Source organism: Pseudomonas serboccidentalis (assembly GCF_028830055.1).
GTDB classification, from domain to species: Bacteria; Pseudomonadota; Gammaproteobacteria; order Pseudomonadales; family Pseudomonadaceae; genus Aquipseudomonas; species Aquipseudomonas serboccidentalis.
Window position 1 is genome coordinate 683,502 of record NZ_CP101655.1, and the last position, 21,643, is coordinate 705,144.

The 21,643-nt window shown below is 60.2% G+C and carries 28 protein-coding genes; 17 read left to right on the top strand and 11 right to left on the bottom strand.

Going from position 1 to position 21,643, the window contains the following annotated elements:
- The first annotated feature begins 138 nt into the window (after positions 1-138).
- From NN484_RS03050 to NN484_RS03065, 4 genes are all read left to right on the top strand, one after another.
- Positions 139-747, top strand: coding sequence for a LemA family protein (locus NN484_RS03050; protein WP_127649698.1), 609 nt, complete (start codon positions 139-141; stop codon positions 745-747).
- 115 nt (positions 748-862) lie between these two features.
- Complete coding sequence (locus NN484_RS03055) at positions 863-1,621, top strand: TPM domain-containing protein (protein WP_274658555.1); 759 nt, start codon at positions 863-865, stop codon at positions 1,619-1,621.
- 33 nt (positions 1,622-1,654) lie between these two features.
- A complete protein-coding gene (locus tag NN484_RS03060; RefSeq protein ID WP_127649700.1) occupies positions 1,655-2,272 on the top strand; it encodes a TPM domain-containing protein in 618 nt (205 codons plus the stop codon).
- A 176-nt stretch (positions 2,273-2,448) separates the two neighbouring features.
- The gene (locus NN484_RS03065) at positions 2,449-3,666 is read left to right on the top strand and encodes a class I SAM-dependent methyltransferase (RefSeq protein ID WP_215501525.1); all 1,218 of its coding nucleotides are present in this window, start codon (positions 2,449-2,451) and stop codon (positions 3,664-3,666) included.
- 158 nt (positions 3,667-3,824) lie between these two features.
- On the opposite strand, the gene NN484_RS03070 is transcribed toward NN484_RS03065, so the two are convergent.
- Positions 3,825-4,715 carry a DMT family transporter gene (locus NN484_RS03070; protein WP_127649702.1) on the bottom strand — a complete coding sequence of 297 codons (891 nt, stop codon included), beginning with the start codon at positions 4,713-4,715 and terminating at the stop codon, positions 3,825-3,827.
- Positions 4,716-5,007: 292 nt separating this feature from the next.
- On the opposite strand from NN484_RS03070, the gene NN484_RS03075 reads away from it, so the two are divergent.
- The 3 genes from NN484_RS03075 to NN484_RS03085 all read left to right on the top strand — a co-directional run bounded on the left by NN484_RS03075 (position 5,008) and on the right by NN484_RS03085 (position 6,439).
- Complete coding sequence (locus NN484_RS03075) at positions 5,008-5,589, top strand: DJ-1/PfpI family protein (protein WP_123465380.1); 582 nt, start codon at positions 5,008-5,010, stop codon at positions 5,587-5,589.
- A 13-nt stretch (positions 5,590-5,602) separates the two neighbouring features.
- On the top strand, positions 5,603-5,908 hold the full coding sequence (locus tag NN484_RS03080; protein WP_127649703.1) for a ribbon-helix-helix domain-containing protein: 306 nt from the start codon (positions 5,603-5,605) through the stop codon (positions 5,906-5,908).
- A gap of 186 nt (positions 5,909-6,094) precedes the next feature.
- Positions 6,095-6,439: a YegP family protein gene (locus NN484_RS03085; protein WP_215501526.1), complete on the top strand. Its 345-nt coding sequence runs from the start codon at positions 6,095-6,097 to the stop codon at positions 6,437-6,439.
- A gap of 131 nt (positions 6,440-6,570) precedes the next feature.
- Here NN484_RS03085 and NN484_RS03090 read toward each other — a convergent pair whose 3' ends face one another.
- A complete protein-coding gene (locus NN484_RS03090) occupies positions 6,571-7,455 on the bottom strand; it encodes a dihydrodipicolinate synthase family protein (RefSeq protein ID WP_274659274.1) in 885 nt (294 codons plus the stop codon).
- Between the two features lie 22 nt (positions 7,456-7,477).
- Entirely contained in the window at positions 7,478-8,260 is a 783-nt protein-coding gene (locus NN484_RS03095; RefSeq protein ID WP_274658556.1) for an aldolase, read from the bottom strand.
- 106 nt (positions 8,261-8,366) lie between these two features.
- On the opposite strand from NN484_RS03095, the gene NN484_RS03100 reads away from it, so the two are divergent.
- The gene (locus tag NN484_RS03100; protein ID WP_127649707.1) at positions 8,367-8,909 is read left to right on the top strand and encodes a helix-turn-helix domain-containing protein; all 543 of its coding nucleotides are present in this window, start codon (positions 8,367-8,369) and stop codon (positions 8,907-8,909) included.
- A gap of 101 nt (positions 8,910-9,010) precedes the next feature.
- On the opposite strand, the gene NN484_RS03105 is transcribed toward NN484_RS03100, so the two are convergent.
- A complete protein-coding gene (locus NN484_RS03105; protein ID WP_274658557.1) occupies positions 9,011-10,030 on the bottom strand; it encodes a DUF4917 family protein in 1,020 nt (339 codons plus the stop codon).
- A gap of 153 nt (positions 10,031-10,183) precedes the next feature.
- Here NN484_RS03105 and yiaY point away from each other — a divergent pair, with 153 nt between their 5' ends.
- Positions 10,184-11,332: an L-threonine dehydrogenase gene (gene yiaY / locus NN484_RS03110; RefSeq protein WP_215501529.1), complete on the top strand. Its 1,149-nt coding sequence runs from the start codon at positions 10,184-10,186 to the stop codon at positions 11,330-11,332.
- A gap of 149 nt (positions 11,333-11,481) precedes the next feature.
- Here yiaY and NN484_RS03115 read toward each other — a convergent pair whose 3' ends face one another.
- Positions 11,482-11,967: a DMT family transporter gene (locus NN484_RS03115; protein ID WP_215501530.1), complete on the bottom strand. Its 486-nt coding sequence runs from the start codon at positions 11,965-11,967 to the stop codon at positions 11,482-11,484.
- Positions 11,968-12,044: 77 nt separating this feature from the next.
- Here NN484_RS03115 and NN484_RS03120 point away from each other — a divergent pair, with 77 nt between their 5' ends.
- Entirely contained in the window at positions 12,045-12,959 is a 915-nt protein-coding gene (locus tag NN484_RS03120) for a LysR family transcriptional regulator (RefSeq protein WP_274658558.1), read from the top strand.
- 7 nt (positions 12,960-12,966) lie between these two features.
- On the opposite strand, the gene NN484_RS03125 is transcribed toward NN484_RS03120, so the two are convergent.
- A complete protein-coding gene (locus NN484_RS03125; RefSeq protein WP_274658559.1) occupies positions 12,967-13,251 on the bottom strand; it encodes a type II toxin-antitoxin system RelE/ParE family toxin in 285 nt (94 codons plus the stop codon).
- The gene (gene relB / locus NN484_RS03130; protein WP_215501533.1) at positions 13,241-13,480 is read right to left on the bottom strand and encodes a type II toxin-antitoxin system RelB family antitoxin; all 240 of its coding nucleotides are present in this window, start codon (positions 13,478-13,480) and stop codon (positions 13,241-13,243) included. Before relB ends, NN484_RS03125 begins: the two co-directional genes overlap by 11 nt.
- Positions 13,481-13,588: 108 nt before the next feature.
- Between relB and NN484_RS03135 the strand changes: the two genes are divergently transcribed.
- From NN484_RS03135 to NN484_RS03160, 6 genes are all read left to right on the top strand, one after another.
- The gene (locus NN484_RS03135; protein ID WP_215501534.1) at positions 13,589-14,305 is read left to right on the top strand and encodes a PA3715 family protein; all 717 of its coding nucleotides are present in this window, start codon (positions 13,589-13,591) and stop codon (positions 14,303-14,305) included.
- Positions 14,306-14,309: 4 nt separating this feature from the next.
- The gene (fos, locus tag NN484_RS03140; protein WP_274658560.1) at positions 14,310-14,726 is read left to right on the top strand and encodes a fosfomycin resistance glutathione transferase; all 417 of its coding nucleotides are present in this window, start codon (positions 14,310-14,312) and stop codon (positions 14,724-14,726) included.
- A gap of 60 nt (positions 14,727-14,786) precedes the next feature.
- A complete protein-coding gene (locus NN484_RS03145) occupies positions 14,787-15,425 on the top strand; it encodes a LysE family translocator (protein WP_086792039.1) in 639 nt (212 codons plus the stop codon).
- A gap of 80 nt (positions 15,426-15,505) precedes the next feature.
- Complete coding sequence (locus NN484_RS03150) at positions 15,506-16,855, top strand: sensor domain-containing protein (RefSeq protein WP_274658561.1); 1,350 nt, start codon at positions 15,506-15,508, stop codon at positions 16,853-16,855.
- 117 nt (positions 16,856-16,972) lie between these two features.
- Positions 16,973-17,131, top strand: a complete 159-nt coding sequence (locus tag NN484_RS03155) for a KGG domain-containing protein (protein WP_003222499.1) — start codon at positions 16,973-16,975, stop codon at positions 17,129-17,131.
- A 74-nt stretch (positions 17,132-17,205) separates the two neighbouring features.
- The gene (locus NN484_RS03160; RefSeq protein WP_215501537.1) at positions 17,206-17,724 is read left to right on the top strand and encodes a DUF4142 domain-containing protein; all 519 of its coding nucleotides are present in this window, start codon (positions 17,206-17,208) and stop codon (positions 17,722-17,724) included.
- A gap of 91 nt (positions 17,725-17,815) precedes the next feature.
- Here NN484_RS03160 and NN484_RS03165 read toward each other — a convergent pair whose 3' ends face one another.
- The 3 genes from NN484_RS03165 to NN484_RS03175 form a co-directional block, all read right to left on the bottom strand.
- Positions 17,816-18,226, bottom strand: coding sequence for a low affinity iron permease family protein (locus tag NN484_RS03165; protein WP_127649718.1), 411 nt, complete (start codon positions 18,224-18,226; stop codon positions 17,816-17,818).
- 120 nt (positions 18,227-18,346) lie between these two features.
- On the bottom strand, positions 18,347-18,886 hold the full coding sequence (locus NN484_RS03170; protein WP_274658562.1) for an AidA/PixA family protein: 540 nt from the start codon (positions 18,884-18,886) through the stop codon (positions 18,347-18,349).
- Between the two features lie 124 nt (positions 18,887-19,010).
- Positions 19,011-19,514 carry an inclusion body family protein gene (locus tag NN484_RS03175; RefSeq protein ID WP_215501539.1) on the bottom strand — a complete coding sequence of 168 codons (504 nt, stop codon included), beginning with the start codon at positions 19,512-19,514 and terminating at the stop codon, positions 19,011-19,013.
- Between the two features lie 374 nt (positions 19,515-19,888).
- On the opposite strand from NN484_RS03175, the gene tam reads away from it, so the two are divergent.
- Positions 19,889-20,659, top strand: coding sequence for a trans-aconitate 2-methyltransferase (gene tam / locus NN484_RS03180; RefSeq protein WP_274658563.1), 771 nt, complete (start codon positions 19,889-19,891; stop codon positions 20,657-20,659).
- Positions 20,660-20,784: 125 nt separating this feature from the next.
- Here the strand turns inward: tam and NN484_RS03185 are convergent, their stop codons facing one another.
- Complete coding sequence (locus tag NN484_RS03185; RefSeq protein ID WP_274658564.1) at positions 20,785-21,513, bottom strand: class I SAM-dependent methyltransferase; 729 nt, start codon at positions 21,511-21,513, stop codon at positions 20,785-20,787.
- Between the last annotated feature and the right edge of the window lie 130 nt (positions 21,514-21,643).

The window sequence follows — 21,643 nt, forward strand, 5'->3', positions numbered from 1 at the left end:
CGGCAGCGTTTGCGCAGGGCCTCTTTTTAGCCCATCGGCCCGTTGCAATCCAGTGGCGCGGCCGATTATGCCCCAACAGCCGACGCAGAAGGTTTCACGGTCGGTTTTTTATGAAATACGCCAGGGAGCATCACTCTGATGAATGTAAGTCCAACCAATCGCTCGCGCTTGCAGATCGCCACGTTGCTGGTGCTCGCCACGTTATTGACCGCGTGCGGCATCAACAATATCCCGACTCTCGACGAACAGGCCAAGGCGGCCTGGGGCCAGGTACAGAACCAGTACCAGCGCCGTGCCGACCTGATTCCCAATCTGGTGGAAACCGTCCGAGGCTACGCCAAGCATGAAGAGGCGACCCTGACCGCTGTGGTCGAAGCCCGGGCCAAGGCGACGTCGATCCAGGTCGATGCCAGCACCCTCGACAACCCGGAAAAACTCAAACAGTTCCAGCAGGCTCAGGATCAGTTGAGTGGTGCCTTGAGCCGTCTGATGGTGGTGTCCGAGCGTTATCCGGACCTCAAAGCCAACCAGAATTTCCTGGCCCTGCAATCGCAGCTCGAAGGCACGGAAAACCGGATTGCCGTGGCCCGGCGCGATTTCATTCTGGCGGTGCAGAAGTACAACACCGAGATCCGCACCTTTCCCGGTCGCCTCTGGCACAGCGTGATGTACAGCGATCTGCCGATTCGCGAAACCTTCGAAGCCACCACCCCCGGTGCGGAAAAGGCCCCGGAAGTGAAGTTCTGACAAAGCCTGTGTAGGAGCTGCCGCAGGCTGCGATCTTTTGACGTTGGTTTTTAAAAAACAAGATCAAAAGATCGCAGCCTGCGGCAGCTCCTACAGGGATTGGTGGGGGTAATAGATGCGTGTGTTGAAGATAGGTCTGGTGCTGGTGCTGATGCTGTGGCTGTTCGCCCTCAGCGCCCGGGCCGAGTTGACGTTCCCGGCGCTGAGCGGGCGGGTGGTGGACGAGGCGCAGATGCTCGAGCCCTCGGTGCGCGCCCAATTGAGCCAGCAATTGCAGGCACATGAGCAGGCGACCGGCGAGCAACTGGTGGTGGTGACGGTGCCTGATCTGCAGGGCACCACCATTGAGGATTACGGCGTACAACTGGGCCGGCACTGGGGCATCGGCCAGAAGGACAAGAACAACGGCGCGCTGCTGATCGTCGCCCGGGACGAGCGCAAGCTGCGCATCGAAGTCGGCTACGGTCTGGAGGATCGGCTGACCGATGCGCAGACCTCGGTGATCATCCATCAAGTGATCACCCCCGCGTTCAAGGCCGGCAATTTCAGCAAGGGCATCAGCGACGGCGTGGCGGCGATGTTGGTGGTGCTGGGCGGCAATCCGCTGGACGAGCCCTCGACGGTGTATGAGTCGAGCGGCGATCCGCAAAACGATTTTGTCTCGCGCCATCCGCTGTTATTCGTTTTTCTGGTGATGTTGTTCATCCTGACGGTGTTTGTCTGCCAGATGCTCGGTATCCTTCCCGCCGGCCGTGGTGGCTCCGGTGGCGGGGGCGGTTTCGGCGGAGGTGGTTTTGGCGGCGGCGGTGGAGGCGGGGGCTTCAGTGGCGGCGGGGGCAGTTTCGGCGGCGGCGGTTCGTCCGGCGGCTGGTGAACACACAACAATAATGATCAGGCACTTTTCGACATGGCATTACTGACCGAACACGAACAACGCAAAGTCGCCGAGGCGATTGCCCGGGTCGAGCGCGATACCGACGCCGAACTGGTAACGGTGCTGGCGGCCCGCGCCGACGACTACGCGTACATCCCGTTGCTGTGGGCCAGCCTGCTGGCGCTGCTGGTGCCGGGCATCGTTCACTATCTGACCGGCTGGCTGACGATGCACACCCTGTTGCTGGTGCAATGGGGGCTGTTCATTGTCCTGTGCCTGGTGTTTCGTCTGCCGAAGGTTACCACCCACCTGATCCCGCGCCGCGTGCGGCACTGGCGGGCATCGAACCTGGCGCGGCGGCAGTTTCTCGAACAGAACCTGCACCACACCGTCGGCAGCACCGGGATGCTGATCTTTGTCTGCGAGGCCGAGCGCTATGTGGAGATTCTGGTGGACGAGGGGATTTCCCGGCGGCTGGACAACAAGAGCTGGGACTCGATAGTCGCGGCGTTCACCGAGCAGGTGCGGCAGGGGCGTACGCTGGAGGGGTTCGTCACCTGCATCGAGGCCTGCGGTGAGCTGCTCAAGGTGCATGTGCCGGTGACGCAGGTACGCAATGAATTGCCCAATCGGTTGATTGTGCTGGGGTAAAGCAAAGATCGCAGCCTGCGGCAGCTCCTACAGGGGCGCGCGGTCCAGATGTAGGAGCTGCCGCAGGCTGCGATCTTTTGATTTGTGCCGTTGGGTAAATAAGAGCGTGTCCCCAACCCCCATCCCCCCTAAAATACCCGCCATTCCCGATTTCGCCCGTCCGAGGCCGCTTTTCCATGTCCGTTACCGCCCCTTCCATCAAGCCCGCGCCTGATCATCACGCCCAGTTCATCGAGCTGCTGCAAACCAGCCTCGAACAGAACGGCTTCATCAAACTGGTGCTGGCCAAGTACGTGGGTGAAGAGGCGGATCTGCAGCGGATCATCATCAAAGCGGTGACGGTCAAGGCTCAGCCAAACCTGTCCTTCGTCTATCGCTACAAGACCCGCGACATCACCAAGAACCTGCCGCTGAGCGAAGGCGTGGCGGTGATTGCCGAGCTGCTGCCGGCCGCATTCAAAAATGCGCATTTGCTGACCGTGACTGACGAAGCCCAGCTCGAATACAGCAAAAAGGGCAAGCCTTCGCTGTTCAAGAGCAAGCCTCAGCAATTGCGTGAAGCGCCATCCGCCGAGCACAACCGCGAGAAGAACCGCTTTCTGGACCTGAGCCGACCGTTCCTCAAGGACCTGGGTGTGACCAACGCGCAGCACGAGCTGATCCCGGCGATGTCGCGCAAGTGGAAGCAGATCAACAAGTTCATCGAAGTCTTCAGCCATGCCCTGACCTCGTCACCGCTGGCGCTGGACAGACCGGTGCGGGTGGCGGACTTCGGTTCGGGCAAGGGTTACCTGACGTTTGCCATCCACGATTACCTGCGCAACACGCTCAAGGCCGAAGGTGAAGTCACCGGCGTCGAGTTGCGTGAAGAGATGGTCAACCTGTGCAACGCCGCCGCAGCGAAACTGGAACACCCGGGGTTGGTGTTCAAGTGCGGTGACGTGCGCAGCGTGGCACCGAGCGAGCTGGACGTGATGATCGCCCTGCATGCCTGCGACATCGCCACTGACTACGCGATCCACACCGGCATCCGCTCGGGTGCGTCGATCATCATGTGCTCGCCGTGCTGCCACAAGCAGATCCGCCTGCAGATCCAGAGCCCGGCGCTGCTCAAGCCGATGCTGCAATACGGTCTGCACCTGGGCCAACAGGCCGAAATGGTCACCGACAGCCTGCGTGCGTTGTTCCTCGAGGCCTGTGGCTACGAGACCAAAGTCTTTGAGTTCATCTCGCTGGAACACACCAACAAGAACAAGATGATTCTGGCGGTCAAACGCGCCGAGCCGGTGGACCCGGCTCAGTTGCTGGTGAAAATTGCGGAGTTGAAGGCGTTCTACCACATCAGTGAGCACTGTCTGGAAACCTTGCTGCGCACTGATGGCTTCCTCGCCTGACACAAACCCTGATGCGCGCCATGGATTACTGATCCGACACAAAAACCTGTAGGCGCTGCGGCACGCTGCGATCTTTTGATGTTGCCTTCAAGATCAAAAGATCGCAGCGTGCCGCAGCTCCTACAGGGTCATGCGCTCGCCATCCGAGGGTGCGGTGGTCATGCCGTGGCCGGTTGAGCGGGGCGCACGGCGGTCTTGCGACCGAGCATCACCGTGGCAATCACCCCACAGGCAAACACCCAGGTGATCGGCTCGACATGTTCGCCAAAGAACAGCGCTGAAAACGCGATGGTGAAGAAGATCTGCAACAGCTGGATCTGACTGACCCGCGCAATGCCACCCATCGCCAGCCCGGCGTACCAGGCAAAGAAACCCAGAAACTGCGAGAACAGCGCCACATAACCGAAGGCCCACCAGGTTTTGGCCGAGACCGCGCCCTGATGTTGCAGCGCCAGGTACAACACCGGCCCGATCAGCAGCGGCGTCGACAGTACCAGCGCCCAGCAGATCACCTGCCAGCCGCCCATCTCTCTGGCCAGTCGGCCACCCTCGGCATACCCCAGCCCCCCCACGGCAATCGCGCCGAGCATCAACAAGTCCCCGGCCTGAATGCTGCCGGCACCGGTGTACAACGCATAACCGAGCACCAGCGCACTGCCCAGCGCGGCGCAGGCCCAGAAGGCTTTCGACGGCCGTTCATGGGACAGCCACGCCGCATACAGCGCCACGCACAACGGTTGCAGCCCGTTGACCAATGCGCCGTGGGACGCCGGCAAGGTCTGCATGGCCCACGCTGACAGCACCGGGAAGCCGAGAATCACCCCGGCAATCACCAGGCTCAGGCCTTTGACTTGCTGCCAGGTCGGCCACTTCTCCCGACGCCACAACAACAGCAGCGCTGCCGGAATCGCCGCGAACAACGCCCGGCCGAGGCCATTGAGCAATGGGTGAAGCTCCTGCACCACAATCCGGGTGAAGGGCAGGGTGAGGCTGAAAATCACAACCCCGAGCAGGCCCAGGGCCATGCCGGTGTTTTCGCGCGAAGACATGTGGGTGACCAGAATTGAAGGTGACAGGGAGGTGGCTTCATCTAGCCATAAACCGGGAGGGTCGGGCTGTTACAGCTGGGCACAGACTTAGGCGTACAGTTGGCGGTAACCCCTGTAGGAGCTGCCGAAGGCTGCGATCTTTTGATCTTCGCTTTTAAAGGCAAAATCAAAAGATCGCAGCCTTCGGCAGCTCCTGCACGGGACAGGTCGTAGTAGCCGGTTGTTACCTGTTCGAACGGATAAGGTCTACCTTGAATACTCCCGCAAGCCCATTCCCGAGGAGACTTCCCCCATGGCCGCGAAAAAAATCCTGATGCTGGTCGGCGATTACGTCGAAGACTACGAAGTGATGGTGCCGTTCCAGGCCCTGCAAATGGTCGGTCACACCGTGCACGCCGTGTGCCCGGACAAGGCCGCCGGCAAGACCGTGCGCACCGCGATCCATGACTTCGAAGGCGATCAGACCTACAGCGAGAAACCCGGTCACCTGTTTGCCCTCAACTTCGACTTCGCCAAGGTCGCCGAGGCGGACTACGACGCGCTGCTGATCCCGGGCGGTCGTGCGCCGGAATACCTGCGCCTGAACGAAAAAGTCCTGGAGCTGGTGCGCGCCTTCGACAAGGCCGGCAAGCCGATTGCGGCGGTCTGCCACGGCGCGCAATTGCTGGCGGCGGCGGGCGTTCTCGAAGGTCGCGAGTGCAGCGCCTATCCGGCCTGCGCCCCGGAAGTGCGCCTGGCGGGTGGTACGTACATCGACATCCCGGTGACGGACGGCCATGTTCAAGGCAATCTTGCCACTGCCCCGGCGTGGCCGGCGCATCCGAACTGGCTGGCCGGTTTCCTCGGCTTGCTTGGCACCAAAATCACCCTGTAACGAGGATTCGCCCATGTGCGAGCTCTACGTCAAGGCCGACCCGATTCTCTACGAATCACGCTCGCGCTCGCTGCGCATCTGCGGCGTGGTGACAACGCTGCGCCTGGAAAACCAGTTCTGGGACATCCTCAGCGAAATCGCCGAAGTCGATGGCATGACCACCAATCAACTGATTGCCAAGCTGTATGAAGAGGTGATGGATTATCGCGGGGAGGTGGTGAATTTTGCCTCGTTCCTGCGGGTGAGCTGCACGCGGTATCTGAGTCAGCGGCGGGTGAGTGCGCCGGAGTTGTCGGTGGTGCGGACGGGGGTGAAATAGCCGATTCCGGGTTGACCCCTTCGCGGGCAAGCCCCCACAGTTTTCTCTGGTGCTCACAAATTTTGTGTTCGCTGAAGAACCTTGTGTGCGAGCTTGCTCGCGAAGGCGCCGCTTCAGGCGACAGAAGTCTGAGACTGGTCTTTACTTCGAAGCGCGAAACCTCTCAATCGCCAAGGAGAAACGAGCATGTCCGGATGGTACGAAGTGAGCAAAAGCAGCAACGGTCAGTTCAGGTTTGTGCTGAAGGCCGCCAACGCCGAAACCATTCTCACCAGCGAGCTCTACACCACCCGCGCGGCAGCCGACAACGGCATTGCCTCGGTGCAGACCAACAGCCCGCTGGATGAACGCTACGAGAAAAAGACCACCAAGGATGGCCATCCTTACTTCAACCTCAAGGCCGCCAACCACCAGATCATCGGTAGCAGCGAATCCTATTCGTCGGAGGCGGCGTGCGACAAAGGCATTGCCAGCGTCAAGACCAACGGGCCGAGCAAAACGATCAAGGACAAGACGTTGCCGGTGCTCTGAATCCAGCACATCCCTCTGTAGGCGCTGCGGCACGCTGCGATCTTTTGATCTTTGATTGTAAAGATCAGGATCAAAAGATCGCAGCCTCGTTTCACTCGACAGCTCCTACAGGTTTTTTGTTTTGCCTGAGATCAGCGCAGGGTCTTGAGGATCGCTTGCAACTGACCTTGCCCTGCCTCACTCAACGGGAACACCGGCAAGCGTGGATCGCCCACTTCAAGCCCCGTCTGACACAATCCAGCCTTGATCGTCGCCGGCAAACCGCCCTTGAGAATGAAGTCCAGCAGCGGCAACTGGCGATAGAACAGTTCGCGCGCACGGTCCAGATCACCTGCCAACGATGCGGCGTACAGGTCAAGGTTCAGTTGCGGGATCAGGTTCGGCGCGGCGGTGCACCAACCCTTGGCCCCGGCGGCAAACGCCTCCAGCGCCAGCGGATTGCAGCCGTTGTAGAACGGCACCTGACTTTCGCCGAGCAATTGCAGCTTGTGCATGCGCTGAATGTCGCCGGTACTCTCCTTGACCATGGTCACGTTTTCCACGCCGTTGACGATGCGCAGAATCAGCTCCACCGACATGTCGGTGCCGCTGGTGGCCGGGTTGTTGTAGAGCATGATCGGCACGCCGATGCTGTCGCCGATCGCACGGTAGTGAGCAAGAATCTCCGCGTCGCTGAGCTTCCAGTACGAGGCTGGCAACACCATCACCACGTCAGCGCCGTGGGCTTCGGCGAAGCGTGCGCGGCGGATGGCTTTGGCGGTGGTCAGATCGGACACGCTGACGATGGTCGGCACCCGTTTGGCGACGTGCTTGATGCTGAACTCGGCGACTTGATCCCACTCGGCGTCACTCAGGTAGGCGCCTTCGCCGGTGCTGCCCAGCGGGGCGATGGCGTGGACGCCGCTGTCGATCAGGCGATCGATCGATTGGCCGAGGGCAGGCAGGTCGAGGCCTTCGCCGTTGGCGCCGAACGGGGTGATGGTGTAGCCGATGATGCCGTGAATGTTGGACATGATAAGTCTCCGGAAAAAGCTGAAATCAGTTCAGGCAATCGGCGTGTTGGCGCAGGTTCTGCCGAGCGTAGTAGTTGAAAGCGGCGGCGTGGCGTTTGGGCTTCGACACCCAGTCATGGGCCTCGCGCCCCAACGCCGGAATGATCGGCTTGATCTCGCCGGCCGCCATCGCCAGCAATTGCAGCCTGGCGGCGCGCTCGATCAGTTGGGCGATGACACAGGCTTCTTCAATCGTGGTGCCGGTCGACAGCTGGCCGTGGTGCGAGAGCAGAATCGCGCGCTTGTCGCCCAGTGCTCCAGCGATCAGTTCGCCTTCTTCGTTACCCACCGGTACCCCCGGCCAGCCTTCGAGAAACGCGCAGTCGTCGTACAGCGGGCACAGGTCCATGTGGGAAATCTGCAGCGGCACTTCCAGCATCGACAGCGCGGCAATGTGCGTCGGGTGCGTGTGGATGATGCAGTTCACGTCCGGCCGGGCGCGGTAGACCCAACTGTGGAAACGGTTGGCCGGGTTGGCCATGCCGTGCCCTTCGAGCACTTCCAGGTCTTCGTTGACCAGTAGCAGATTGCTCGCGGTGATTTCATCGAAACCCAGGCCCAGTTGCTGAGTGTAATAGGTGCCGGGTTGCGGGCCGCGCGCTGTGATCTGTCCGGCCAGACCGGAATCGTGACCGCATTCGAACAGGATCCGGCAGGTCAGCGCCAGCTTTTGCCGGTCAGTCCACGTATTATCCGCCAGGCTTTTTTGCATCTGGGTCAGCGCTTGCTTGACCAGTTGTTCTTTAGGTAGTGCTAATGTCTTGGCCATGTCTGTGTCCTTTGGGTGAGTGCAAATGACACGAAAGAGGCTATATGACACAAAGTGTCATTGGCAAGCACAAATCGTCGCTTCCTCGATGGAATAACCGCTGCGCATGTCTATCCGTTTGAAATTATTGAGAAAAAAACTTGGGGTAACGCTTGAGGCTCTGGCCGAAAAATCCGGCATGACCAAGAGTTACCTGTCGAAAGTCGAGCGTGGGTTGAACACCCCGTCGATCGCTGCCGCGCTGAAACTGGCGAAAGCACTGAACGTGAAGGTTGAAGAACTGTTCTCCGAGGACAACGTCAGCCTCGACAGCTACAGCCTGGTGCGCAGCCACGAACGCCAGTCACTGGCGGCCAACGATCAGAGCCCCGGGTATGCGGTGCTGGCGCATCAGGTCAGCGAACGCAACCTGCTGCCGTTCATCATCTACCCGCCGAGCGAATTCACCGACAAGACCTTCAAGGAGCATATGGGCGAGGAGTTTCTGTTCGTCCACGAAGGGCAGGTGGAAGTGGATTTCATGAACGAGCGGGTGCTGCTGGAGCGTGGCGATGCGCTGCACTTCAACGCGCAGAAGCCACACCGGATCAGGTCGGTGGGCGAGGTGCAGGCGCAGTTGCTGGTGGTGGTGCACAGCGCCGAAGAATGAAGCAACAAATCAAAAGATCGCAGCCTTCGGCAGCTCCTACAGGGGGAACGCATTCCAACTAATGTAGGAGCTGCCGAAGGCTGCGATCTTTTGATCTTGTTTTAAACCTCGACGGGAACCGAAAGCTCCGGATTCCCCAACGCATGCGTCTTCGAATCAAAGAACCGCAACGCAACCCCAGTCCCTTCAAACACCTTCGCGTAATGCCGCTTCTGATGCTGAATGAACGCCGCACTGCGCGGATAAATCGAGATCGCCACGGTCTTCGGTTTCGCCAACCGCAAGGCGCGCACAATATGAGCGTCCTGCTCGCCCAAGGCATGGCCGAAGATGCACAGACTGTCGCCATGCCCCAGTAACTGCTCATAGCAGAACGACAGATAATCCGAGCTGCGGATAGTCTTGAGCTTGTCTGCGCTCGGCCCTTCGTTGACGAACAGCGGCACATCGTCCAGCGTCTTGATCGTGTTGTTGATCGCGAAACTGCCGAGCAGGGTGCCCTCGGTCGAGGTCAGTTTGCGCGCGGTGCCGTCCTGATTGCGCACCAGGTGCAGGCCGCCGTGCAGGTACAGCAGACGCGGTTTGGCGCTGGTGTTTTCGCTCAGGTCGAAACTGGCGTCGGGACCGTTGAACAGGTCGTCGATGGCCTCGCTCTGGTGCTGGATCGCCCAGTAATTGAGCAGGTCGTAATTGGTGGTGAACACCGTGCGATAGCGCGCCAGTTCTTCGTTGAGCGTCGCCAGCGTTGTGGCCTGCACCAGCCGCCACGGGATGTGCACCGCGTGCACGGTGTTGATCAGCGCTTCCTTGATCGCGTAGTAGCGATTGCGCGGTGCGGCCGAGCTGACGGCCAGCGCCTTGTTGACCCGGCTGGTGGTTTTCAGCGCGCCGAGCACTTGCTCGAAGCTGCGTGTCTGCATCGCGTCGAACACGCTCAGTTCCGACGGGCTCAGCGGTTTCTCTTCCACCGTGCGCGCGTTTTCAAACAGCGAGTCGTAGCCGAAGTCGTCCCACACCGCGCGGCTGGCGCCATTGCCCACCAGCAGACCATTGAAGTCGGCGGTGGCGCGCAGGGCGCTCCAGTCTTCGAGGGTGGCGTCGACATCCAGAAAATCGGTCATTGCGTGGGCAGTCTCAAAACAAAGGGCGGATGGACGGCGACTTTATCACGAGCGGGCATTGAGCCAGATCAACATCGGACGTGACCGATCGGTCGATCCTGTGCACATCCGCCGTATCGGAGCAGTCGATTCGGCCCTTGTCAGGAGACGCGCATGAGCAGCACCTTTTTCATTCCGGCCGTAAACATCATGGGCAATGGATGCCTCGACGAAGCCATGGTTGCGATTCGCAACTACGGGTTTCGCAAGGCGCTGATCGTCACCGACACCGGGCTGGCCAAGGCCGGCGTGGCCACCATGCTTGCCGAGAAACTGGCGATGCAGGACATCGACTCAGTGATCTTCGATGGCGCCAAACCGAACCCGAGCATTGCCAACGTTGAGTCCGGGCTGGGGCTGCTCAAGGAAAGCCGCTGCGATTTCGTGGTGTCGCTGGGCGGTGGTTCGCCCCACGACTGCGCCAAGGGCATTGCGCTGTGTGCGACCAATGGCGGGCAGATCCGCGACTACGAAGGCGTCGATCAATCGAGCAAGCCGCAACTGCCGCTGATCGCCATCAATACCACCGCCGGCACCGCCAGCGAGATGACGCGTTTCTGCATCATCACCGACGAATCGCGCCACGTGAAAATGGCCATCGTCGACCGCAACGTCACGCCGCTGCTGTCGGTCAATGACCCGGCGCTGATGGTCGCCATGCCGAAAAGCCTGACTGCCGCCACCGGCATGGACGCGCTGACCCACGCCATTGAAGCCTACGTTTCGACTGCGGCCAACCCGATCACCGACGCCTGTGCGCTGAAGGCCATGACCTTGATCAGCAACAACCTGCGTTTGGCTGTGCGTGACGGCAGCGACCTCGCGGCGCGGGAGAACATGGCTTATGCGCAGTTCCTCGCCGGCATGGCGTTCAACAATGCGTCGCTCGGCTACGTGCACGCGATGGCGCACCAGTTGGGCGGTTTCTACGACTTGCCCCATGGCGTGTGCAACGCCGTGTTGCTGCCGCATGTGCAGACCTTCAACGCGCTGGTCTGCGCCGAACGCCTGACTGACGTGGCCCATGCGATGGGCGCGGACGTTCGCGGTTTCAGCCCGGAAGAGGGCGCACAGGCGGCGATCAACGCAATTCGCTGCCTGGCCAAGGATGTCGACATTCCTGGCGGCCTGCGCGAACTCGGCGCCAAGCTCAGCGACATCCCGGTGCTTGCCATCAATGCGCTGAAAGATGCGTGCGGCCTGACCAACCCGCGAGCGGCGGATCAGCGGCAGATCGAGGAGATTTTCCGCAACGCGTTTTGAAAGGGTACAGCCTCGACAAGTTCTGAGATTTGCGGCGTCACTTCTGACGCCATCGCGAGCAGGCTCACTCCTACAGGGGAACGCATTCCAACTGTAGGAGTGAGCCTGCTTGCGATGACTGACTTCCAGACATTGAGTCACTATCTGGATTAACCAACCGCCGCCTCCCTCTCAAACACCCCTCCAAACTGAATCAACACCACCCCGCCAATCAGCAACAACGCCCCCAACACCCGCGACACCGTCAGCTGTTTCTCCACCAGGCCGAACCACCCGAAGTGATCGAGCACCATCGACGCGATCACCTGCCCGGCCAACGCCAACGCGACAAACCCCGACGCGCCGAGCCTGGGCAGCAACATCACCGCCAGCGCGACAAAGCACACGCCAAACGCACCGCCAGCCCACATCCACAACGGTGCCTTGTTGATGGATTCCAGTGACGGCAGCGGCAGGCGCAACGCCAGAATCACCGGCAGCAGCACCAGAACACTCACCAGCAACGAGGCCAAAGTCGCCCACAGCGGATGCCCGAGCCCGCGCGCCAGATTGCTGTTGATCGCACTCTGGAACGGCACCACCGCCCCGGCAAACGCGGCCAGCAACAACAAACCGGTCCACTGCAACGTACTCATGGTCAATCTCCAACAGGTTTTGCTGGACTCTAAGGTATTCGTCGAGCAGATTTAAATTCCGTTTTGTCATTCAGAACATGCACAAGATGAATGATCTGCGCCGTATCGACCTCAATCTGCTGGTGATCCTCGACGCCTTGCTCAGCGAGCAGCACGTCACCCGCGCCGCCGAGCGTCTGCACCTGAGCCAGCCGGCGGTCAGTCATGCGTTGGCGCGATTGCGCGACGTGCTTGGCGATCCACTGCTGGTGCGTGCCGGCTCGACTCTGGTGCCCACGGCGCGAGCGCTGGAGCTGGTTGCGCCGCTGGCCGAAGCGCTGGCCCAAGTGCAATCGCTGCTGGCGCCGAACGCCTTCGACCCATCCAGCGCGCGGCGGACCTTTCGCATGGCGATGTCCGACTACGGCGCAGCGATCATCCTGCCCGGGCTGATTCGCACCCTGCGCCGCGAAGCCCCGGGCATCGACCTGCAAATCAGCCACGCCAGCCGCGAAGGCATGCTGGAAGGCGTGCTCAACGGCGATATCGATGTGGCCGCCGGCGTGTTTCCGGAAATGCCCAACGAGTTGCGCAGCACGCCGCTGTTCGAGGAGCGCTACGTCTGCCTGCTGGATCGCCGCACCTTGCCGGCCGATGGGGTTCTGGATCTGCCGACGTACCTGTCGCGCCCGCACGTCTTGCTGGAAATGCGCGGCAGCGGCACCCCGGAAATCGAACGGGCGCTGACCTCACTGCGCGAGCGCCGCCGCGTCGCCATCAGCCTGCCGCACTGGAACGTCGCGCCAGAGCTGATCAGCGGTACCGATTTGATCCTCACCGTGTCGTCGCGCAGTGTGCGTGAGATCGATCAGCAGGAACTGATTGTGTTGCCACCACCGTTCGAGATCGCGCCGTTCACCTTTGTGTTGGCATGGCACAAGCGACGAGGGGCGGATCAGGCGTTGAACTGGTTGAATCGCAGGATTGAGGAGGGGATGAGGAGTGATGCTTGAGTATCCATTACCACATGCTGGGAGGAAGCCGGCGAGTATGGAATATGCGCAGAACCTGGAGTCGGCCCTGACGAACCCGGTATGGAATCAGATAGGGGCGATCAGGTAGCGCCCATTCTCTTGTTCCGGCCAGACGCCCCTCGCGTCCGGAGGCAGGAAATCGGGCGAGATGATCGACGCAGTCGAGGATGGCTTGGACGAACTCTGAAGCAGCTTTCGGATTTTCAATCGCGATGTAGGCCGCTTCGTCATCGAGATTTTTTAGCGCGGTACGTAGCCACTCAACGCGCATTGGCATTCCATTTGTTGGCGATGGTGCTGACTTCATCGGCAGAAGCGAAGTCTCCGGCGTCGGCTTCTTTCAACGCTTGCTGGATCTCTTCGATTTGCCAGGCTTCCCGCGCGAGATACTCGCGAAGCGCATCCACTGCCAGATAAGACTTGCTACGCCCGGTCGCCTTGGCGAGGTTGGCGAGGGTGTCGGCAATTTCATCGGGAAGACGCAAAGACATGACGGACATGATGGTCTCGGTGTAGTGGTTTGTAGTGCAACATACTACAGCGTCATACTTGAACCTGGGTGCCATTCGTCTAACAGCCGCGCACCAGACATTTATCAAGGAAGAAACATGACCTTCAAAAACACGTTCCTCTTGGCTTTCACATTGCTGGCCATCACCACCCAAGCCCAGGCCGCGTGCACCACCAAGAGTTTCGACGGCAAATCCATGTCGCGCTGCAACGTCTGGCCGGCGTTCCCGAGTCAGGCGATCTCGGTCAAGTCCACCTACCTCGCCGATTCCGGTGGGGACGATGCCGGGGTGTTCGATCTGGATCTGGCGATACTCAATGCGAGCAACGCCAAACCGATCGCCACCTACCATAAGCCGGGCGCCTATAACTCCGATGCTGTGCAGCTGGACGATGTGCGCATTGATACGGCGCGCTACCGACTGACGCCGGACGTCCGGGCTTTTGGGTTGCGAGCGAAATTCGTGCACAGTTCCCATGCCATTCCCTACGAGAAGACTGATCTGGCGCTGTATGTGCGCGAAGGTGACAGCCTGCGCCCGGTGCTTGAAGGCCTGGTGGTGTTCAAGGACAACGGTGAGTTCATGAATGACTGCGAGGGCTACAGCAAAAAAATCCGCAGGACGCTCGAGATCGCTCCATCGAGCCACAATGGTTTCGCCGATCTGATCGTCACCACCAGCGGCAGCAAAATGAAAAACACTCAATCCGCAAGTCAGTGCGTTTCGAAAACCACCGAGCTGAAGAAAAAGCAGATCACCCTGACGTACGATGGCCAACAGTACAACGTCCCTGAAGACCTCAGAGGTTACTGACCCCATGCTCACCGGCCTCAACCACCTGACCCTCGCCGTCAGCGACTTGCCCCGCAGCCTGGCGTTCTATCGCGATGTGCTGAATCTGCGCGTCGAAGCCACGTGGGATGCCGGTGCCTACCTGTCGCTGCCGGGGCTGTGGTTGTGTCTGTCGCTGGATGCGCAGCGCGGCGCCGAACCATCCGTCGACTACACGCATTACGCCTTCAGCCTCGATCAGGCGGATTTTCCGGCGTTCACTCAAAAGCTGAAAGCGGCCAACGTGCGGGAATGGCGCGACAACCGCAGCGAAGGTGCGTCGTTCTACTTTCTTGACCCGGACGGGCACAAGCTCGAAGCCCACGTCGGCGATTTGGCATCGCGACTGGTAGCCTGTCGGTTGAAACCGTATGCGGGCATGCGTTTTTACGACGAGTCGTGAACAGACACATTGCGCTGATATAGACTGGCCATCATTTGTGCTGGCGCCTGCAGGTATTTCATGACTCCATCGCTGCTTATGGCCGTTCTGGCTTCGGGTTTCATCTATGGCATCACGCCGGGGCCGGGGGTGCTGGCGGTGTTCGGCATCGGCGCGGCGCACGGGCGGCGGGCCGGGGCGGGGTTTCTCTGTGGACACCTGCTCGGCGATGTGGTCTGGTGCAGCACCGCGTTGATTGCGATCGTCGGCGCCCGGGAGATCGGCAGCACCGCGTTCGATGTGCTCGGTGTACTCAGCGGCTTGTACCTGTTCTGGCTCGGCTGGCGGGCGGTGCGGGCCCAGCGGCGCAGCGATGATCAGCCGCAGGGCGCGGCGCGCCAGCCGTTCTGGCACGGCATCCTGTTCGGCCTGACCAATCCCAAGGCCTACCCGGTGGCGGTGGCGACCTTTACCGCGCTGCTGTCGAGCCGCGCCGAACTGCTCAACTGGTCGATGCTGCCAGCGCTGATCGCCCTGAGCTTTCTCGGCGGATTGCTGGCTTACGCTATTTTGATTGGGGTTGTCGGTGCCCGACGGGTGCGCACGCTGTATCAACGCCATGAACTCATGATCACGCGCCTGTGCGGGGTGATGTTCATCGGTTTTGCGATCAACGCGCTGGTGCATGCGCTGCCGGGATTGCTGCCGAACAAGGCTTGACGCTGGATGCATGGACGCGGGATCAAAAGGGTCAGGGATGGTGGATTATTGCTGCATAGCCCGGACACCCACGCTGAACCATGGAAAGCCGAAATTCCGCGCCGTTGGCAAGTTATATGGACCTGTTGCTGGACGCCGTCTGCGCCGTCGACAAGCAAGGCCGTTTCGTTTTTGTCAGTGCGGCTTGCGAGCGCATTTTCGGTTACACGCCTGACGAGTTGATCGGCCGGCCGATGATCGAACTGGTGCATCCGGCAGACCGCCAGCGCACCCTCGCCGCCGCCCGCGACATCATGGGCGGCGAGCCCAAGCACAACTTTGAAAACCGCTACGTGCGCAAGGACGGGCGCATCGTGCACATCCTGTGGTCGGCGCGCTGGTCCGAGGTCGATCAACTGCGCATCGCCGTGGCCCGCGACATCACCGAACGCAAGCAGGCCGAATCACGGCAGGCGGCGCTGTATGCGATTTCCGAAGCGGCGCACGTGGCCGAAGACCTGCTGGCGCTGTTCAAGCGTATTCACCTGATCATCGGCGAATGGCTGCCGGCGCTGAATTTCTCCGTGGCGCTGTACGACGAGCGCTGCGCGCAGCTGAAATTTCCCTATCACGTCGACGATCATGAGTTGCAGCCTGAGCAACCGGGCACCGTCACCGGCCGCCTGTGCGCGGAAGTCGTGCGCAGCGGCCAGCCGATTTTGCTGACGCCGGACAGCCCCGACTCCCCACCCGACTTCGCGGCGCTGGTGGCCGGACAGGATTCACCGTGCTGGCTCGGGGTGCCGCTGAACTCGAAAAACGGCACCATCGGCGCGCTGATCGTCAAAAGCCTGCCGGGCGGTGAGCGTTACACCGAACAGGACAAGGAACTGCTGCAATACGTTTGCGCCCAGGTCGCCACCGCCATCGAGCGTCAGCAGTTGCACGCGCGGCTCAAGCGCATGGCGCAGTACGATCAGTTGACCCAGTTGCCCAATCGCGAACTGCTGAAGGACCGCCTCAAGGCGGCGCTGACTTGCGCCCGGGATGCCTCGGGGAACATGGCGTTGCTGTACGTCGATCTGGATCGCTTCAAGCAGGTCAACGACACCTTCGGTCACGCGGTCGGCGACATGCTGCTGCAGACGGTGGCGAGTCGGCTCAAGGGCTGTGTGCGCGATACCGATACCGTGGCGCGCATTGGTGGCGACGAATTCGTGGTGCTGTTGCACAGCGTGCACGCCGCCGAAGACGCCGACAGCGTGGCGGCAAAGATCCGACAGGTGCTGGTGCAACCGATGCGCCTGGACGGCCATGACCTGCATATCGAGCCGAGTATCGGCGTGGCCCGCTACCCCGAACATGGCCGCGAGGAACAACAACTGTTCCGGCATGCCGACCAGGCGATGTATGCCGCCAAACGCCTCAACCATCGGGTGATGGATATCTGAAAATTGCGCGCCGTTCGTCGCGGCGCCGGCAACTTTTCTAAACCTTTGTCGGTCCGGCAATTCTCAATCTAGGCGGGCACTTGCTCGCCAACGATCAACTCCAAGAGGAAGAGAATCATGCCTAATTCAAGAAACTCGAACTCGGGAAACTTTGCCAACGATCGAACGAAGGCGTCTGAAGCCGGTCGCAAGGGTGGGAAAACCACCACCACGACGGTCGATAAAGAGCCTGCGAAAACCGAAATGGGTCGCAAGCCTGCGCAGAAATCGAAGTAGTCGGTGAGGTCGTTTTGATTGAGAGGCGGGGGCGCAAGCTCCCGCTTGAATTTGAAGAGAAGGAGGGCGCGACCATGAGCCGGATGGCCACCCAGGTACGTCGTTTCAGTTTTGTCACGTTGTTGGGACTGTTCGCCAGCAGTGCGTTCGCCAGCGGCGCCGCTGCCCAGTCGCCTGCCGATTTCATCAACGATGCTTCGGCCAAAGGCATGGCCGACATCGAAGCCAGTCGCCTGGCGCATCAGAAGTCCGAATCCAAAGAGGTCAAGGACTACACCATCGTCGTCATCAATGACCGCACCACGGCCAACCAGCATCTGGCGAAGATCGCGAAGAAACTCGACCTGCCGGTCGCTCCCCGTGAAGAAATCGCCGACAAGGCCAAAACCATGATCCCGCAGGTCAAGGACGGTGAAACCTTCGATCAGGCCTACGCCGCGAGCCAGGTGAAAGCGACCGAAGAAGCCATCCAGCAGATCCAGCAAGAGGCACAGACCACCGACGTGCCAGAGATCAAGGCATTTGCCGACGAAACCTTGCCGAAGCTGCAAAACCATCTGGAAATGGCTCGGGCGCTGCAAGCCAGCCGTTGATTCCACTCACAATCAAAAGATCGCAGCCTTCGGCAGCTCCTACACCGTTCTATGCAGGAGCTGCCGAAAGCTGCGATCTTTTGATCTGCTTCTAACAGTCATTCAGATCCTGCTTCGGCTTGCTCTTTTCCCCCAGCCCATCAAGGTTGAACACCTCGCTTTCGCCCAGGCTGCGGTAATGCTTGCGCAGCGCCTCCAGTTGCTTGAGGTCCAGCGATTCGAGGCCGAGCATCGCGTTCTGCGCTTCCTTGTTGACGCGCAGCAACTCATCGAGCTTGAGGTGCAGGATGTCGGTGTCGCGGTTCTGCGTGTTCTGGATCAGGAACACCATCAGGAATGTGATGATGGTGGTCGAGGTATTGATGATCAGTTGCCAGGTGTCGTTGTAATCAAATATCGGCCCGCTCAACCCCCACATCCCAATCAGGATCAACGCCCCCATGAAAGTCTTGGGGCTACCGGCCCACAGGGCGAGCTTCTGGGAAATCTTCGCGAATTTCATTGCCGTGTTCCTTATTGGATTTGCCTGAAATTCAGACAGTGACGGCGTTGCGAAAATTCTGTTTTTTGCAGGCGTGTCCCTCAAAAACCGGTCTTGCGACCGGCTTCGACATGAGTATGTTCAGGACGTCAGTTCAACCCCAACCTGCCACCGAAAGAACCCCGCCACCTCACACTGCTGATTGACCAGCATGAAGCCCAACTCGCACTGGGCGGTGCCGGGGGCTTTTGGGGTGCATGTCCAGAAGTGGTCGTCTGCCTTGTGGCTACCAGGCTCGGACGGAGATTCAGGGTTGGGTGCAGGGACGGTGAGGCCGGTGTGAACTTGCAGTTGGGGAGCAGAGAGTACGCTGCTGTTATCGACGGTCATGCGGTAGACAACCACGCTGTGCTCGGCGATCAGGCTGACGCTTCTTGCGCGAAAATGAATGTCACGGTCCATCTCGACAGGGACTTTAGTTGTACTGTCATTTGTAACTATTTTTTTTGGGTTGTTACCCATGGCCAAAAAAACAAATCCATCGTCAACGTCCGTGGGATTCTCCGGATCCTGGCTGGGTGTCGGATAGCGCGAAAGCAGTGATTCGGCATCGATGATCAGCAACACCTTTTGCGCGTTGGTGGCGGTAGTTGAGGGGGACGGGGTCGGTTCGGAAGTCATCATGGATTCCTTTCATGACGTCGCTACAAACGGGCGGCCGCTTCGGTCAAGGCAAGACATCCTGTTCCGGCCGGGGCGGCATCGGATCGGTGGAGCCCCTCGTTGCCAAGGGGCTCGCGCATCGTCAGTTGTGGATGGAAATGAACGGATCCCACGAGCAGCAGCCGATGATCTGGCAGTTGCGGTCGACGATCAGGAAGTGGAAGTGATAGGTCACGCGGCCACAGTCCAGAGTCTCGGATGACCAGTAATGGTTATCGACTTTCTGGCAGCTCGGCACGGATGGATTTTCGCGATTCGGCACTGCAACGCACGCTGTGGCCTTGCGCGGCGAGGGTGGGGAGATCAGTTCGGCCCCTGCGTTGCCGATGAACTTGTAGAAAATCACCGCCTGTTCGAAGCTCTGCGACAGGCTGGTTTCACGCCATCGGATCAGGTCGCCGACCTGCGCCTTGAGATCCAGTTCGCCACCGGCCTGTCCGCTGACGACGTTGTCCTGGTTGGTGACCATGTACACATGATGCCAGTCGATCAGCGTGGGGTTCTTCGGATCCTTGCTGATGTTTGGATACTTTTTCAGAATGGTTTCGGTGTCGATGGAAACCAGAATATCCGTAACTCGAGACATGGTAATGCTCCTTTTTCATAGTGAACGTCGGACTGCAATCCAGGCACGACGACGCTTGCTTGCCGTATGGCTTTTGCGAGCACACTACTGGGGGAACCCATCGGTCATGAGGGACGGGCAGGCCGCGCTCCTTGCACGAATGCATCTGTAATCGGGTTCCTTCCGACTGCCGCAAATTGACTATAGGTAGATTTTTTTAGCTGTCAAAAACGCTTTTGTCTGGCTCGACGGACGGTCGCAAATTACATGACAATCGACGAAACCGAGATAAGCAGGACGTTGGCTGACACCGTTTGCAATGAGTCACTGTGGAACTGCTCGCCGGGCTGCCTGTATCGTGACGAACCGCTGGAATGTCCCGACAGGAGAACGCCATGAGTTGGTCCGCCAAACAATACGTCGCTTTCGAAGATGAACGCACTCGCCCGGCCCGTGATCTGCTGGCAGCGATCCCCACGGCCGAAGCGCGAACGGTGGTTGATATCGGTTGTGGTCCCGGCAACTCGACAGAGCTATTGGTACAGCGTTTTGCGCAGGCAAAAGTCAGTGGCCTGGACAGCTCGCCGGACATGATCGACGCCGCGCGCAAGCGCTTGCCGCAGTTGCAGTTCGAGGTGGCCGAAATCGACCGTTGGGCTGATGCCGGTCCGTTCGATGTGATCTTTGCCAACGCAGTACTGCAGTGGCTGCCGGATCACGCGACGCTGCTGCCGGCGCTGGCCGGTAAACTGTCCCCCGGCGGCAGCCTGGCGATCCAGATGCCGGACAACCTCAACGAGCCTTCCCATCGACTGATGCGTGAAGTCGCCGCCAACGGCCCATGGGCCGCCAAACTGGCAGGCGCTGCCGGGCAGCGCACCGACATGGCGAGCGCCAGCGAGTACTTCTCGATGTTGCGCCCGCACTGTTCACGGGTCGATGTGTGGCGCACCACCTACCACCATCAATTGTCGGGCGGGGCGGCGGGAGTGGTGGAGTGGTTCAAGGGCAGTGGCCTGATTCCGTTTCTGAAGCCGCTGAGCGAAGACGAGCGGGGGCAGTATCTGCAGGAGTATCTGGCGGCGGTTGCCGAGGCGTATCCGGCGTTGGCGGATGGTTCGGTGCTGTTACCGTTTCCGCGGTTGTTCATCGTCGCGACACGCTAAAGACAAACACCTATCCTGTGGCGAGGGAGCTCGCTCCCGCTGGACTGCGTAGCAGGCCCAAGATCTTCGTAGTGCTTCGCCCCCAGCGGGAACAAGCGCCCTCGCCACAATGCGCATTCCGTGAGTTAGCGCTGCACCGCCACCAACATCATCATCGGCCGCTCCCGTTCTTCAGCCAGCGCCGGTTGCGCCGCCACCTCAGCATCGCTCGGGCCCCATTCGTTGACGTGGCGAATTGTGAACCCGGCATCAATCAGCGAATTCAACAGCGTGCCCATCGTGCGGTGCTGCTTGATCACCCCGTCGGCCAGCCAGTTGGTCACCCGCTCACCTTCCATCTGATAACTGTCCAGCGGCCAGCGCTTGCGCCCGTCACTGTCGATCAACCAGCCCGGATTGCGCGGGGCCATGAAGACCGGGTGCTCAATGGAAAACACGAAGTGTGAACCGGGTTTCAGCGCCGCGTACAGATGAGCGAACAGCCCCGGTAAATCCCTGATGTAGTGCAATGCCAGCGAGCTGTAGGCCAGATCGAAACTGCAGGCGGGCAAGTCGAGAAGTTCAAGGTCGGCGCGTTCGTAGCGAATGTTCGCAGCCGTGGTGGTTTCGCGCGCCCGCTCCAGCATCTTTTCCGATACATCCACCCCCAGCACATGGGCGGCGCCGTGTTCACTGGCCCAGCGGCTGAACCAGCCATACCCGCAGCCGAGGTCGACCACATTCAAGTCGTGCATCGATGGCAGCAACGCCTTGAGCGCCGGCCACTCCGGCGCGGCATCGAGGCCGCCGATGGAGCGATTCATCTGGCTGTAACCCTGGAAAAATTCGGGATCGTCATAAATGTTTTGCGTCATGGGAGAAGTGCTCTTTTGAGTTCGATCATCAGCGGCACAGTGGCCGCGTCATGGAGTCCCTCGAAAGTGAAAACGCGTATTCGTCGATGGCCGCGCAGGGGGAGGGTGGTGGGTGATGAGGAAATGCTAG

Bases quoted from the DNA above. Each gene is read 5' to 3' on its own strand.
- NN484_RS03050 (WP_127649698.1), top strand. From the start codon at position 139: ATGAATGTAAGTCCAACCAATCGCTCGCGCTTGCAGATCGCCACGTTG.
- NN484_RS03055 (WP_274658555.1), top strand. From the start codon at position 863: ATGCGTGTGTTGAAGATAGGTCTGGTGCTGGTGCTGATGCTGTGGCTG.
- NN484_RS03060 (WP_127649700.1), top strand. From the start codon at position 1,655: ATGGCATTACTGACCGAACACGAACAACGCAAAGTCGCCGAGGCGATT.
- NN484_RS03065 (WP_215501525.1), top strand. From the start codon at position 2,449: ATGTCCGTTACCGCCCCTTCCATCAAGCCCGCGCCTGATCATCACGCC.
- NN484_RS03070 (WP_127649702.1), bottom strand. From the start codon at position 4,715: ATGTCTTCGCGCGAAAACACCGGCATGGCCCTGGGCCTGCTCGGGGTT.
- NN484_RS03075 (WP_123465380.1), top strand. From the start codon at position 5,008: ATGGCCGCGAAAAAAATCCTGATGCTGGTCGGCGATTACGTCGAAGAC.
- NN484_RS03080 (WP_127649703.1), top strand. From the start codon at position 5,603: ATGTGCGAGCTCTACGTCAAGGCCGACCCGATTCTCTACGAATCACGC.
- NN484_RS03085 (WP_215501526.1), top strand. From the start codon at position 6,095: ATGTCCGGATGGTACGAAGTGAGCAAAAGCAGCAACGGTCAGTTCAGG.
- NN484_RS03095 (WP_274658556.1), bottom strand. From the start codon at position 8,260: ATGGCCAAGACATTAGCACTACCTAAAGAACAACTGGTCAAGCAAGCG.
- NN484_RS03100 (WP_127649707.1), top strand. From the start codon at position 8,367: ATGTCTATCCGTTTGAAATTATTGAGAAAAAAACTTGGGGTAACGCTT.
- NN484_RS03105 (WP_274658557.1), bottom strand. From the start codon at position 10,030: ATGACCGATTTTCTGGATGTCGACGCCACCCTCGAAGACTGGAGCGCC.
- yiaY (WP_215501529.1), top strand. From the start codon at position 10,184: ATGAGCAGCACCTTTTTCATTCCGGCCGTAAACATCATGGGCAATGGA.
- NN484_RS03115 (WP_215501530.1), bottom strand. From the start codon at position 11,967: ATGAGTACGTTGCAGTGGACCGGTTTGTTGTTGCTGGCCGCGTTTGCC.
- NN484_RS03120 (WP_274658558.1), top strand. From the start codon at position 12,045: ATGCACAAGATGAATGATCTGCGCCGTATCGACCTCAATCTGCTGGTG.
- NN484_RS03125 (WP_274658559.1), bottom strand. From the start codon at position 13,251: ATGCGCGTTGAGTGGCTACGTACCGCGCTAAAAAATCTCGATGACGAA.
- relB (WP_215501533.1), bottom strand. From the start codon at position 13,480: ATGTCCGTCATGTCTTTGCGTCTTCCCGATGAAATTGCCGACACCCTC.
- NN484_RS03135 (WP_215501534.1), top strand. From the start codon at position 13,589: ATGACCTTCAAAAACACGTTCCTCTTGGCTTTCACATTGCTGGCCATC.
- fos (WP_274658560.1), top strand. From the start codon at position 14,310: ATGCTCACCGGCCTCAACCACCTGACCCTCGCCGTCAGCGACTTGCCC.
- NN484_RS03145 (WP_086792039.1), top strand. From the start codon at position 14,787: ATGACTCCATCGCTGCTTATGGCCGTTCTGGCTTCGGGTTTCATCTAT.
- NN484_RS03150 (WP_274658561.1), top strand. From the start codon at position 15,506: ATGGAAAGCCGAAATTCCGCGCCGTTGGCAAGTTATATGGACCTGTTG.
- NN484_RS03155 (WP_003222499.1), top strand. From the start codon at position 16,973: ATGCCTAATTCAAGAAACTCGAACTCGGGAAACTTTGCCAACGATCGA.
- NN484_RS03160 (WP_215501537.1), top strand. From the start codon at position 17,206: ATGAGCCGGATGGCCACCCAGGTACGTCGTTTCAGTTTTGTCACGTTG.
- NN484_RS03165 (WP_127649718.1), bottom strand. From the start codon at position 18,226: ATGAAATTCGCGAAGATTTCCCAGAAGCTCGCCCTGTGGGCCGGTAGC.
- NN484_RS03170 (WP_274658562.1), bottom strand. From the start codon at position 18,886: ATGACTTCCGAACCGACCCCGTCCCCCTCAACTACCGCCACCAACGCG.
- NN484_RS03175 (WP_215501539.1), bottom strand. From the start codon at position 19,514: ATGTCTCGAGTTACGGATATTCTGGTTTCCATCGACACCGAAACCATT.
- tam (WP_274658563.1), top strand. From the start codon at position 19,889: ATGAGTTGGTCCGCCAAACAATACGTCGCTTTCGAAGATGAACGCACT.
- NN484_RS03185 (WP_274658564.1), bottom strand. From the start codon at position 21,513: ATGACGCAAAACATTTATGACGATCCCGAATTTTTCCAGGGTTACAGC.